The sequence below is a fragment of the Bifidobacterium callitrichidarum genome (genome assembly GCF_003129905.1).
GTDB lineage: Bacteria > Actinomycetota > Actinomycetes > Actinomycetales > Bifidobacteriaceae > Bifidobacterium > Bifidobacterium callitrichidarum.
In genome coordinates, this window is sequence record NZ_QFFM01000035.1 from 1 (window position 1) to 12,423 (window position 12,423).

Here is a 12,423-nt window from a genome sequence, read left to right on the forward strand (position 1 = left end):
TCGGGGGCTCGGAGAGGGGGAGAAGAGACAGCCCCGCAAGCGACCCCGCCGCCGCGGCCACCATGCTCTCCCAGTTGGATCAGGACCGTTCTCTCACCGCCGCGCGAATCATGGCGCCGAAATGGTATTACCCGCTCAATGGTTTCCTGTCCGCAAGCGTGATGGGCCTGTACGGCAAGTGGGCCGCACAGATGAATATCCAATCCAGCGGCGAGGGATGGTCAGCAGGCATCAGCACCTCCATATTCGAAGCGTTTTTCGATATGTTCTGGATCCTCACACTGATCTATGTCGGGTATCTGGTGAATGCGTGGCGCAAGGAGCAGATCGGGGCCGATTACGACATGATCTGGGGATTCATCAAACCCCGAAATGCCGTGATGTGGTTCTGGTGGTCCGCTTTCATGCTGGTCTGCGGCATCGCCGTGGCATCCGTGGTCGTCTGGGTGCTCCTGCTTCAGGGAATCCCCGACCTGCCATACGCCATCGCGACGGTCGTGGGCGCAATAGCCTGGTTCGGCGAGCACGCCTATGACCGGTATTTCTGCAAGCTGGTGGAACGGGGCCAGGCATGAGCCCACAGACCTCCCGCTCCCCCGCTTCACGTGCCACATCAGTGATTCCCAAATTCGACGAAGTAATCCACGAGCCTATGCGCCTGCGCATCTGCGGTCTGCTCTCGAGCCTGCAAGAGATGCAGTTCGCCACGATTCGCGATACGCTCGGCCTCAGCGACGCGATGTGTTCGCGACACCTGAAGACGCTGGCGGACTGCGACTATGTGAGGCTGACCAAGCGCCAGGGGGAATCGAATCGCCACATGGTTACATGGGCCAGCCTCACCCCCACCGGGCATACGGCGCTGCAGGGCCACTTGGCCGCCCTGCGAGCCATAGCCGCTGGCGATATGCTCACGTGAGGGGCCATATCACAGCCAGTACAACGACGGTGCCGGTCTCCCAAAATCACCCAGGAGACCGGCACCGTTGAGTTCTTCTCAGCCCCTCCGCAGCGAGCGCAGCAGCGCGATCTCCTCGCGGTGTGTGGAGGGCGTCTGTTCCTTGGTTTCCAGGATCATCGGCAATCCGGAGAGCACGGGGTCGTTGACCAGTCGGGTGAAGAACGGCATGCCGAGTTGGCCGTCGCCGATGTTGGCGTGGCGGTCCTTGTGCGAGTTCAGGCCGAACTGCGAGTCGTTGACGTGGATGGCCTTGACGTTGTCGAGGCCGATGACGCGGTCGAGCTCGCCCATCACGCCATCGTAGTCGCCGGTCAGGTCGTAGCCGCCGTCCAGCAGGTGGCAGGTGTCGATGGTCACGCCGATGCGTGCGGCCTGTTCCACGCCGTCCATGATGGTGGCGAGTTCCTCGAAGGTGCGTCCGCATTCGGTGCCTTTGCCGGCCATGGTCTCCAGCAGCACCATGATGTCGGTGCCGTCGGTGGAGTCGAACACCTGGTTGAGTCCGTCCGCAATCAGTCGCAGGCCGGTTTCGGCGCCCTGTCCCACGTGGGAGCCGGGATGGATGTTGAGGTAGACCTCCTGGCCGGCCTCCTTGATCAGGGCAAGCAACCGGATGTCCTCCGCGAGCGCGCGGATGGCGAACTCTCGCTTGTCCGGGTCCTTGGCGGCGAAGTTGTAGACGTAGGGCGCGTGGACGACCAGCGGCCCGTAGCCTTCCTCCATGAGCCGGGCGGCGAATCCGGCCGCACCCGAGGGCGTGAGCGACTTGGATACGCTGCCGTACGGCGAGCGCGGGAAGAACGCGAAGGTGGTGCCGTCTTCGTCATGCGAACGTTTGAGCAGCGCGTTCCATCCGCCTGAGGCGGACAGGTGCGATCCGATGAACAGTTTCGTCATATGCGTTCTTTCCCTTCCTGTGCTCCGCGCGTTCCCAGGGTTTCCTACATGCTGACTTTGGTCAGCGGCATGGCCGAGTCGATGGCGAAGTCGGGTGCACTGGGGGCCACGCCGGCCTCCACGAGGTTGACGCCGAACATGGCCACCATGGCGCCGTTGTCCGTGCAGAGTTTGATCTGCGGGATGCGTACCTCCACGCCGTGCTTCTCACCGTATTCGAGGAGTTTGGCCCTCAGCTGCGAGTTGGCGGAGAAGCCGCCGCCCACGATGAGCGTGTTGGAACCGTATTGTTCGCAGCCGCGCATGGCCTTGCGGGCGAGCACGGTGGCCACGGAGTCGGCCAGCGAGGCGCACACGTCGTCCACGGGGATGTCATGGCCGGCGGCCTGTTCGCTTTCCACCCAGCGGGCCACGGCGGTCTTGACGCCGGAGAAGCTGAAGTCGTAGGGGTGGGCGGCGCCGGCCTTGCCTTGGGTGAGGCCTTGGGGCACGCGGATGGCGTGCGGGTCGCCGTGCTGGGCGTGGCGGTCGATGTGCGGGCCTCCCGGGTAGGGGAAGCCGAGCAGGCGGGCCACCTTGTCGAAGCATTCGCCGGCGGCGTCGTCCAATGTGGTGCCGACCACGTCGATCTTGCGGGGCATGTCCTCCACGTGCAGCAGCGAGGTGTGGCCGCCGGAGACGATGAGGGCCAGCGTGTCCGGCGGGAAGGCGCCGAACTGCAGTTGCGTGACCGCGATGTGTCCGATCACGTGGTTGATGCCGTACAGGGGTTTGCCGGACGCCCATGCGAGAGCTTTGGCGCCGGAGACGCCCACGGCGAGGCATCCGGCGAGTCCGGGGCCCGCGGAGACGGCGATGGCGTCCACGTCGGCGAGTGTCATGTTCGCGTCGGCGAGCGCCTTGGAGACGCAGGGCACGAACGCTTCGGCGTGCGCGCGCGAGGCGATTTCGGGGATCACGCCACCGTATCGCGCGTGTTCCTCCATGGAGGAGGCCACCACGTTGGACAGCAGTTCGCGGCCGTGTACGATGGCCGCCGCGGTTTCGTCGCAGGTGGATTCGATGCCCAGTACGATCGGTTCGCTCATGATTGCCGCTCCTGTTTCTTGTCTTGCCGTGCTTCGTCTGCCGTTGCCGTGGCCGCCGATGATGCCGAGGCCTGTATTACCGGGGTTGTTGTGTTCGTTTCGTCTGTCCCGTTCGCCGTGTGCGTCGCGCTTTGGAAGCCGACCACGCGCGGTTTGAGGTCCAAGGCCATCACGTAGGCGTCGATGCCTTCGGGCTGGTAGTAGCGTTTGCGCAAGCCGATGCGTTCGAATCCGAAACCGTGGTAGAGGGCGATGGCCGGTTCGTTGACCACGCTGACCTCGAGCAGCATGCGTCGCGCGCCCTGGGCTTCGGCCCGTGCGATGAGTGCCGTCATCAGCGTGCGGGCGATGCCCTTGCGTTGATAGGCGCGGCCGACGCCCACGTCCATGATCTCAGCGTCCTCGCCGTCGTACCAGTAGCCGGCGAATCCGCGGACGATGCCGGCGTTCGCGTCACTGGCGTCACCAGTGTCACCAGTCTCCTCGGTACCGTCATCGGCGATGTCGAACACATACGTGCGTCCCGTGGCGGTCAGTTCCTGACGGACGGAAGCCTCGCTCCACGCATGGTTGCCGAAGAGTTCGACCTCCAGCGCACGCATGGCGGCGACGGCCCGTTCGTAGTCCAGTTCGTTCAGGTCTGCGATCATCAGGCCGTACGCTCCGCGCCTTCATGGCCGAGCACGTGCTTGAGCGGGGCCGGCACCTCGGCGTCCGGACGGCGCAGGTACAACGGTTCGACCGGTGCGTCCGAGGTGCGTTCGGCGTTGAGTGCCGCTTCGGTGGCGAAGATGCCGAGTCCCTGCGCACCCTGGTCGAGCACGGAGGAGTCGGTGATGTCGCCGACCGATTCGATGCCGCCCAGTACGGCCGCGTATTTTTCGGCGCCGTGGCCGATCACGTCCACCGCCACGTCGCCCTCAATGGTCTGGCGGTAGGCGCGCACGGCCTCGTTGACGCGCTCGACGATGGAGGCCGGGTAGTCGATGTCCATGGCGATCAGCGGCGTGGCGAGGCTCGGCCTGTCGGTACCGGCGCCTTCCACCGGGCTCGAGCACAGTTCGAAGTACAGCTGCTTGCGGCGCGCGTCGTTGACGGCGAGCGTGAGCACATGGAAGGTGCGGGGGTCGCCGAGCGTGCCGTCCTTGCTACGGCGGATGAGGTTCCACTGGGCCTGCGGTTCGAGCACATTCTGGCCAAGCAGTTTCGCACCGGTGGCGAAAGCCAGCGCCTTGGCGGCCACGATGCCGGCTCGCAGGCCGGTGAACGGTGCGGGGCCCACGCCCACCACGATCTCGTCCAGATCGGAGGGTGTGAGACCGACGTCCGTGACGGCGCGGGCGATGTTGCCCTGCAGCTTCTCCACATGGGTGCGCGAATCGGTCTCCACGATGGGCTCGTGACCGGCCACGCCGACCGTGGAACCGAATGAGGTGTCAATCACCAGCGTATGCGTCACCATGCAATCCTCCTGCGTCACATCGGCCACCGGCCGCGAAAAAGCCTTTAAGAGTCTACAACCAGTCCTCTAGGAATCAGAGCGCGAACGACTCCCAACGCGCTCCCACCGGCACGAAGGTCACGGTACGCTCGCCGTCTCCGGTCAGTTCGCCGTCCTCATCCGTGACCGCGGCGGCGTCCAGCGGTCGGTCGATGTGGATCTCCAGCCGTTCCGGCGCCAATGCGGTGGCCATCTGCTCGCCCCATTCCATGAGCACGACGGTGTGTTCGCCGGGATCCTCCAGCTCCTCATCCAGGCCCAGCGATTCCAGTTCGTCCAGGAGTCGGCCAACCGCGTCCTGTCCGGGCGCGTAGGAGGAGCCGCCGAGACGGTAGGCGTCCACATGCACCAAGTGGGCCGGAGTACCATCCGCGAACCGTCCGTCGAGTTCACGGGCGATGGTGAAGGTGGGCGACACGATGGGTTCGGTGATGGCGAGTCCCGCGCCGAATCCCTGCGCAAACGTGGTCTTGCCCGCCCCCAGCGGCCCGGACAGCAGCAGCACGTCGCCGCCGCGCACCTGTTCGGCCACGCGCCGGCCCAATTCCCGCATGCCCTCACCGGTCGGCACCGCCACCGTGATGTTCTCCGTATTCATGTTCAAGCCTTTCCTATCTTTTTCAGCACCCAGGTTTCCCGCCATTATTATGTAAGATTCGCTACCGACCCTTACGGGCGATATCCTCGATGCACCGTTCCAGCGCGTACATCGGGTCGCCGCCGTTCGTCTTGCTCTGCTCATCCGCCCAGGCGAGCATGCGGATGCAGTGCGCGAGCCCCGGCGAGGTCCATCCACCGAGCTGGCGCATCGCGTTCTTCAGCACCCACGGGTTCGTCTTGGCCTCGGCCTGGGAGATGGTACCGGCCTTCACCGCGGACGCCTTGGCGATGGTCCTGAGCTTCATGGCGAGCGCGCCGATCAGCGCTATCGGGTCGGTGCCCTGTTCGACGGCGGCGCGCATCATCACGATGGCTTCGGCAGTGCGTCCTTCCACGGCCTTGTCTGCCACGGCGAAACCGGTGACCTGCGGGTTGGCCGTCAGATACTGGTTCACACGGTCCAGGCCGATGGGGTTGTCGTCGAAGTCGAAGCACAGCTGTTCGCACATGGCGGCCAGTTCGCCGGTCTTGCCGCCGAGCACGGAGACGAGCTGTTGGGCGGCCATCGGTTCCACGCGCCGGCCTCGTTTCTCAAACTGGGCGATGGTGAAGTTGAGCTGTGCGTCCGGCTTCTTGAGGTCCGGCACGTCCTCCTTGCGGGCACCGGCCTTGACGAGCTGGTCGAGCACGCGCTTGCCTTTCGCGCCACCTTCATGCTGGCAGATCACCACGCTGGAGTTCGCCGGGTCCTTGACGGCCTCCTTGGTGTAGGCCACAATCGCTTCGGCGAGTTTCTCGTCCGCGTTCTGCAGGTTGAGGATCTTGACCACGGCCACGTCCGAGAGGAGCGAGGGGCTTACGACCTCGTCGAAGGCGTACCGGTCCGCACCGGCGGCGTCCAGTTCGATGAGTTCGGCGTCCGGACGGGCCTTGAGCGCTTCGGCGCACAGTTCCTTGACGCGCTCGCCGTTGAGGTACGAGTCTCCCCCGGGCACCACCGTCACCGGTGTCTTCGCTGCTGATTTGGCCATGCGTCCATCTCCCCACACAGCTTGGACAAGCGCCGCCAGCCGGCGCATTCGACGGATCCCACGCCTCGGCGCATCGATGTGCGGGATTCACATGTCATCGGCGCGCATAATAGGTGGTGACACACTCGCCAATTCCGGCAGTTTGGAGGAATCATGAGCACATCATTCACCGTTCGCAGCCTCGCCAACGAGGGCGGCTCCGCCACGGTCAGCGACCACGGCGCGCACGTGCTGCGCTGGGCGCCGAAAGGCCAGACGGACGTGGTCTGGCAGCCGCGCGCCATCACGTTCAAGGAGGGCGCGGCGATCCGCGGCGGCGTGCCGGTCATCTTCCCCTGGTTCAACCAGGGCTACGAGGACGGGCATATGGCCGACAAGAAGCCGAAGCACGGGTTCGCCCGCGTCTCGCCGTGGCATGCAGACGCCGATACGCTGTCCGCCGACCACATCCGTTACACGCTGGGCTCCGCGGCCATCGATGCCGCAACACTCGCCCAGTTCATCGGCAACCCGAATCCCCGCTTCCACGCCGTCTACGAGGTGACGGCCGGCGAGACACTGGAGATGGCGCTGACCGTCACCAACACGGGTGACGAGCCGTTCTCCTATGAAGCCGCGCTCCACACGTATTTCCACGTGGGCGACGTGACGCGCTCGCAGGTGATCGGCCTGGACGGCGCACGGTATCTGGACGCCACACAGCCCGGTTTCCCGGAATGTGGGCAGGCAGGCCCGGTCGCGTTCGACGGCGCGATGGTGGACCGCATCTATCTGGCGAACGGCCCGCTTGAGGTGCGCGACGAGGCGCTGGACCGTACGATCGCCATCAAGGCGGAAGGCTCGACCGCCACCGTGGTGTGGAATCCGGGTGAGACCGCCGGCAACGCGATCGGCGACCTCGCCACCGGCGAATGGCGTGACTTCGTCTGTGTGGAGGCGGCGGCCAACCGCGAGCGCATGATCACGCTCGCGCCCGGCCAGTCGCATACGCTGGCGCAGTCCGTCGCGGTGCGCTGAACATCGTCTCCGGTCTTTAAGCCTGTCACATGAATTTGGGGGTGTGCTTCCCACCGATGGAAGCACACCCCCATATTCGTATCAATTCATAAATCAGTCGTACGCCTCGTCGAGCAGGGCGTCGATGTCGGGGAAATGACGCGGGTTCGGCCGCCAGACCGGATGTCCCGCGGCGACCACCCACACCGGATGGTCCAGGACGTGCAGGTCCTTCAGCGGGTTGTCCCCGAGCACCAGCAGGTCCGCGGATTTGCCCGGCTCCAGCGAACCGGTCACGCCGTCGACGCCCAGGATGCGCGCATTCCCCTGCGTGGCGGCGTGGATCGCCTCGGCGGGCGTGAATCCGGCGAACCGCACCAGCAGCTCCAGTTCACGCCATGTGGCGTATTGCGGGACGAACGTCATGCCTGTGTCCGTGCCCACGCCGACCACGAGCCCGGCCTCGTGCGCCTGTCGAGCACCCGTGACCATGCCTTCCACCACGGTTTTGGAGTTCTCCAGTTGGATGTCCGTGACGCCGGTCCTGTCCTGGCCGATCAGGGTCAGCGGCAGTCCGGCGGACAGCGTCGGCACCAGTGCGGAGTAGCCGCGCAGGGCGTTCGGATTGTGGCGGAACAACGTGATCAGTTCATCGTCCAGCACGCTGCCGTGTTCGATGGTGTCGACGCCGGCGGTGAGCGCCCGACGTACGCCTTCGGGGCTTTGCGCGTGTGCGGCCACGATGATGCCGTGCGTATGCGCCTCATCGCAGATGGCGCGCATCTGGTCCACGCTCATCTGCGGGCTTCCGGCCTCGCCTACCTTCTGCGCGTCGGTCACGCCGCCGGTGGCCGCGATCTTCAATACATCCACGCCGTGCGCGATGTTCTCGGCCGCGGTCCTCCTCGCTTCCTCGGGGGTCGAACTGGTCAGCGCGATCAGCGGCGCGCCGTGCCCTTCGGGGATGGCCAGCAACGGCCCGGAGGCCAGGATGCGTGGACCGGGCGTCTCCCCCGTCTTGATACGGTCGCGCAGGGCCGTCACCTCATAGCCCACATCACCGAGCGTGCGGATCGTGGTGACGCCGGATTCCAGCAGCGTCTCGGCGTTGCCCTTGGCCGTCGTGTCCAGGTATGGCTTGCCAAGCGGCGAGTGCACGAACCGGGAGACCATGCGCTGGCCTTGGGGCGTGGCGAGGCGCGGGTTGAGCGGTTTGCCTTGGGCGAACAGGTGCGTGTGCAGGTTGATCAGGCCCGGCATCACGGTTTTGCCGGTGCCGTCCAGGTAATGGTATTCCTCGGGGATGCTGGTCTCGATGCTGGGCGCCACCTGTTCGATGCGACCGTTCGCACCCACCAGGATGGTCATGTTGTTGCGCACGGTACCGGCCTCGTCTCCCGTGACGACGCGCACGTGGGCCAGCGCGAACGGTTCGACGAGGGGATTGTATGGGAACTTACGCGAGAACTTCATGACCTGCTCCTTTGTCCGGTCGACTGTCACGTTCCACTGTAGCGTCCGACGCGCGGGACCCGGCGATACGACGCCCGTGCCGCGCGCACCCTCCTTACTTGCCGAACGATTCGGCGCGTCTGCCGGGGTTCACTTCGTTGAAATAAGTGGCGTACGCCTTCCGGAACTCCTTGGCCAGGGCCTCGTGTCCTCCTTGCCGATCTCACCAACGGCGACGGAACGTGGGTACGATGGGCGGTATGAGCGATATCGAATCCACGAATGCCAGCGAAACCGAACTGCCCGCACGCCTTGAACCGGGGCAGGCCGCACCGGACTTCACCCTGCCGGCCGTCGAACCGGATGGCACGGAGGGGACGGTCACGTTGTCCGAATTGACGGCGACCGGCAGCAAGGTGATCCTGTACTTCTATCCGGCGGCGATGACGCCCGGCTGCACCACCGAGGCCTGCGATTTCCGTGACAACATGGCACGTCTGGGCTCGCTCGGCTACACGGTGCTCGGTGTGTCCAAGGATCCTGTGGCCAAGTTGCAGCGTTTCCGGGAACGTGATGGCCTGTCCTTCCCGCTGCTGTCCGACCCGGACCTGACCGTGCACAAACTGTACGCGGCATACGGCGAGAAGAAGCTGTACGGCAAGACGCACGTGGGTGTGCTGCGTTCCACGTTCGCCATCGATACGGACGGGATCATCGAACTCGCCCGCTACAACGTGCGCGCCAAGGGTCACGTCGAGTCGCTGCTGAAGAAGCTGGGCTAGGTTCGGTCCCCGGCGGGAAGGAAAAGCTTACGGGTTTCCTGCCACCAGAGGGACATGCGTACGCGACGGGCGGAGCCGAAACGCTCGCCGGGCGACCTGTCCTCGCCCGGTTCCGAGTCGGCCGTTGCATCCATTCCCAAAACCATATCCCTCATGAGACGGTAGCGGACGAACCGGGCCGTCAACACCGCGAGCGCAGCAAGACCGCATTCCGCGAGCAGCATCAGCAGGGCACCCGTCACACCGTCCGGCCAGGGCAGCGCAGTCCACTCGCCGCCGCCAAGCCACATCGCCACCCGTTCCATGACGAGCGTGCCGAGCGAGGCGATCCACGCGAACATGCCCGCCAACCATGGCACACACCATGCGCAGGCCAACGCCATGAGCCCGGTGACGGTGGCGAAGCCCACGAACGGCGAGACCAGCAGGTTCGCCGGTACGGACAGCAATGGAAGTTCCGGCTCCATCAGTATCTGAATCGGCAGCGTGAACATCTGCGCGGCCATGGTCATCGCCGTCATCTGCGCGATGGTCTCCGGCAGCAGTTTGACGAGCGTCCTGCCCAGAATGCCGGCGAACAGCACGATGCCGAGCACCGCGGCCGAGGAAAGCGCGAATCCATAGCTTTGCGACATATCGGGGTCGAAGATGAGCACGCCGATCACCGTCCAACTCAGGGCGCTCAATGATTGCGTTCGCCGTCCGATGCCGTATGCGGCGGCACCCAGCAATCCCATGACCAGGGCGCGGGTGACCGAATCGCCGGGGAACATGAGCAGGGCGAGCAGCACGTATGCGAACGCTATCAGCGCCGCGCTCGGTTTCCGGCCGAGCAGGAACCGCATGCACAGTCGGCGTACCATGTCGGCCAACAGCACGAAATGACCGCCCGAGACGGCCATGAGGTGCATGATGCCGGAACGTCGGAACCGGTCCTCCAGGGTGTTGGCGTAGGTCTCATTGACGGACGCTGTCCAGCTCTCCTCCCCCGCCGGTTCGGATGCCGTACCGGTTGTCGAATCCGTCGTCACGCTCACGTAATCCTGTCCGAGCACGCCCAGGGTGAGTCCGGGGACCAGCACACGCCCCTGGTCAGGCAGCCGTTCGGTGACATGGAAGAACGATTGCTGCATGTGTTCCACCACTGCGCGATGCCAGGGCGGTCCCTTGACCCGGATGACCGGTTCCTCGCCTTCGACAAGCAACCAGAGCGGCATGCGACCGTATTCGGCCTGCTCAAGGGTGCCGGTCAGCCGGTAGACCGCTCCCCTGTTGAGTTTCGTGCAGTATCGTTCCTCGGCGTAAACGCGAACCTTCGCCTTGGAGTGCAACATGGTTTCCGAGGATTCGGATGAGTCGTCAGCATAGGTGGCAACGTTCGCACCCACCGCCGCCCCGTTCCGGACAAAAGCTCCATCCGTGGCGTCGGTTCCCATGATGATGCCGTTCAGTCGCACGTCCGCCTGGCAGTCGTATTCCCGTTGGTCGGAGGCCACCACGGGCGCGGTGACGGTGGCACGCACCTGCGTATGCGACCCCTGGCTCCGCGCCCATACCGCAGCCGGATCCCGCCATGCCGCGGCATCGGAGGCGATGGCGGTGATGCCGCCGATGCATGCCACCGCAAGACATACCGCCACCGTGCCCGACCAGCGGATTCCCATGCGGAGCGCGATACCCAACGCCATCAACAACAGCACGGCGACGGCTGCCAGCATCACCTGTGACGTTACGCTTGCGATGACGGCTCCCGCATCCTCGGACACCGGTACCGCTCCCATATGGACCGCCGCTTCACCAGCGCTGATACCGACCGCGTCAACACCGCCGACCATATCGGCCGCCCCTGATTCCGCCGCCGCGCTCCACCAATCGAAAACGAGATGGGCGGCGAGACTGGCGGCCCACATGGTCAGGGCCACCGGCAGCAGACGCCAATCGCGGCTGCCTTGTTCGCGCAGCATCCAATCCATCAGCCCACCTTCACCTGATCGCGGATCTTCTCCAATGTTTTCGAGCCGATGCCCTTCACGTCGAGCAGCTGGTCCACGGACACGAATCGGCCGATGGCTTTGCGGTGCTCGAGGATGCGTTCGGCGGTGACCGGTCCGATGCCATTAATGGTCTGCAACTGTTCGGAGGTGGCGGTGTTGAGATCGATACGGCCGTCGTCCGGTTCGGGTGTAGTGGTTGCATTCGCGTTTTGTTCCGATTCAGATTTATCGGAAGTGTTTGGATATGCCGGTGTGCCGTTTGCATCGTCCTCTGCGACATCACTGTCCGTCGACGAATCAGTTTGCAACTGGTTCTGCCCGTTCTCGGATTCATTGCCGGTTACTGATGATGAAGTATCGTCCCTCTCTGCCTCGTTGCCGGCGATCCGCGTGGTGCCGCCAGCGGACAATGCCGCGAGGCTCATCGACTGTTGCACCAGCATCGTCAGGCTCACGCCGAGCGCGGCGATGAGCAGCAGGATCACTACCAAGGCCTGGTTGACGGTGAAGACGAGACGGGGCCTGTCACGTTTGCGGCGTGACGTTTCGTCCGCGGCGTCGGATGGACGTACGCCGATCAGTTCGGAGAGCGGCTTTGTCGCAGTGCGGGAGATGGAGACAGCCGAAAGCTCCCGGATACGCGCATGTCCGGGCGGCGGAGGCGGCGAGCCTGTGCTGGTATCACGCCATCGCTTCGCGGCTGATGAAGGCTGCTTCACCAACGTCACACGGGCGGGCGCGGTATGGCGGTCCCATTCGGGGATGACGGCGGGCCGTGTATGCGGGAGCCGTTCGGAGGTAGCGTGATCGCCGGCGCGCGACGGCCCGCGAAGGTCGCGCAGACGGCCGGCGGCCTGTGCGGAGCCGGAACCGATACCGCGGCCGCGGCCCCCGGCGGTGGTTCTGCCGGTTCCGGTTCCGGTTCCGGAAGCATGCTTGGAAATACGAGAAACGCCCATGAATCCACGCTGGGGGATTCATGGGCGTTTGTCCAGCCGGAACGGGGTATGTGGTTCCAGCTTGCTGAGTGTCGAAAAATCAGCAGTCGCGAACCCGCCACTCCGGCTCTGCGACTCCCCTCAGTCGGCTTCGCCGACAGCTCCCCTCAGCGAGGGGAGCCG

Annotated in this window: 13 protein-coding genes; 4 read left to right on the forward strand and 9 right to left on the reverse strand. The window is 65.0% G+C overall.

Going from position 1 to position 12,423, the window contains the following annotated elements:
• Together DF196_RS13495 and DF196_RS12085 are read left to right on the forward strand one after the other, a co-directional pair.
• Positions 1 to 575, forward strand: a 575-nt coding sequence (locus tag DF196_RS13495) for a hypothetical protein (RefSeq protein WP_158276326.1), incomplete at its 5' end; no start/stop codon positions are given.
• Entirely contained in the window at positions 572 to 919 is a 348-nt protein-coding gene (locus DF196_RS12085; RefSeq protein ID WP_109058057.1) for a transcriptional regulator, read from the forward strand. The genes DF196_RS13495 and DF196_RS12085, both read left to right, overlap by 4 nt.
• A gap of 78 nt (positions 920 to 997) precedes the next feature.
• Here DF196_RS12085 and DF196_RS12090 read toward each other — a convergent pair whose 3' ends face one another.
• The 6 genes from DF196_RS12090 to holA all read right to left on the reverse strand — a co-directional run bounded on the left by DF196_RS12090 (position 998) and on the right by holA (position 6,078).
• Positions 998 to 1,858: a deoxyribonuclease IV gene (locus DF196_RS12090; protein ID WP_109058058.1), complete on the reverse strand. Its 861-nt coding sequence runs from the start codon at positions 1,856 to 1,858 to the stop codon at positions 998 to 1,000.
• Positions 1,859 to 1,902: 44 nt separating this feature from the next.
• Positions 1,903 to 2,946: a tRNA (adenosine(37)-N6)-threonylcarbamoyltransferase complex transferase subunit TsaD gene (tsaD, locus tag DF196_RS12095; RefSeq protein ID WP_109058059.1), complete on the reverse strand. Its 1,044-nt coding sequence runs from the start codon at positions 2,944 to 2,946 to the stop codon at positions 1,903 to 1,905.
• Entirely contained in the window at positions 2,943 to 3,596 is a 654-nt protein-coding gene (locus tag DF196_RS12100; protein WP_109058060.1) for a GNAT family N-acetyltransferase, read from the reverse strand. Before DF196_RS12100 ends, tsaD begins: the two co-directional genes overlap by 4 nt.
• Positions 3,596 to 4,408 (reverse strand): tRNA (adenosine(37)-N6)-threonylcarbamoyltransferase complex dimerization subunit type 1 TsaB, encoded by an 813-nt coding sequence (gene tsaB / locus DF196_RS12105; protein ID WP_170115074.1) that lies wholly within the window; start codon positions 4,406 to 4,408, stop codon positions 3,596 to 3,598. The genes DF196_RS12100 and tsaB overlap by 1 nt, the downstream gene beginning before the upstream one ends.
• A 73-nt stretch (positions 4,409 to 4,481) precedes the next feature.
• On the reverse strand, positions 4,482 to 5,045 hold the full coding sequence (gene tsaE / locus DF196_RS12110; protein ID WP_109058061.1) for a tRNA (adenosine(37)-N6)-threonylcarbamoyltransferase complex ATPase subunit type 1 TsaE: 564 nt from the start codon (positions 5,043 to 5,045) through the stop codon (positions 4,482 to 4,484).
• 61 nt (positions 5,046 to 5,106) lie between these two features.
• Entirely contained in the window at positions 5,107 to 6,078 is a 972-nt protein-coding gene (gene holA, locus DF196_RS12115) for a DNA polymerase III subunit delta (RefSeq protein ID WP_109058062.1), read from the reverse strand.
• A gap of 153 nt (positions 6,079 to 6,231) precedes the next feature.
• Between holA and DF196_RS12120 the strand changes: the two genes are divergently transcribed.
• Positions 6,232 to 7,095 (forward strand): D-hexose-6-phosphate mutarotase, encoded by an 864-nt coding sequence (locus DF196_RS12120; protein ID WP_109058063.1) that lies wholly within the window; start codon positions 6,232 to 6,234, stop codon positions 7,093 to 7,095.
• Positions 7,096 to 7,188: 93 nt separating this feature from the next.
• Here the strand turns inward: DF196_RS12120 and DF196_RS12125 are convergent, their stop codons facing one another.
• Positions 7,189 to 8,547: a metal-dependent hydrolase family protein gene (locus tag DF196_RS12125; RefSeq protein WP_109058064.1), complete on the reverse strand. Its 1,359-nt coding sequence runs from the start codon at positions 8,545 to 8,547 to the stop codon at positions 7,189 to 7,191.
• A gap of 239 nt (positions 8,548 to 8,786) precedes the next feature.
• On the opposite strand from DF196_RS12125, the gene DF196_RS12130 reads away from it, so the two are divergent.
• Entirely contained in the window at positions 8,787 to 9,308 is a 522-nt protein-coding gene (locus DF196_RS12130; protein WP_109058075.1) for a peroxiredoxin, read from the forward strand.
• On the opposite strand, the gene DF196_RS12135 is transcribed toward DF196_RS12130, so the two are convergent.
• Both DF196_RS12135 and DF196_RS13995 read right to left on the reverse strand, forming a co-directional pair.
• Complete coding sequence (locus tag DF196_RS12135; RefSeq protein ID WP_421728494.1) at positions 9,305 to 11,272, reverse strand: ComEC/Rec2 family competence protein; 1,968 nt, start codon at positions 11,270 to 11,272, stop codon at positions 9,305 to 9,307. The two genes, DF196_RS12130 and DF196_RS12135, sit on opposite strands and share 4 nt — an antisense overlap.
• A gap of 8 nt (positions 11,273 to 11,280) precedes the next feature.
• Positions 11,281 to 11,940, reverse strand: coding sequence for a ComEA family DNA-binding protein (locus DF196_RS13995; RefSeq protein WP_421728495.1), 660 nt, complete (start codon positions 11,938 to 11,940; stop codon positions 11,281 to 11,283).
• Positions 11,941 to 12,423 lie beyond the last annotated feature (483 nt).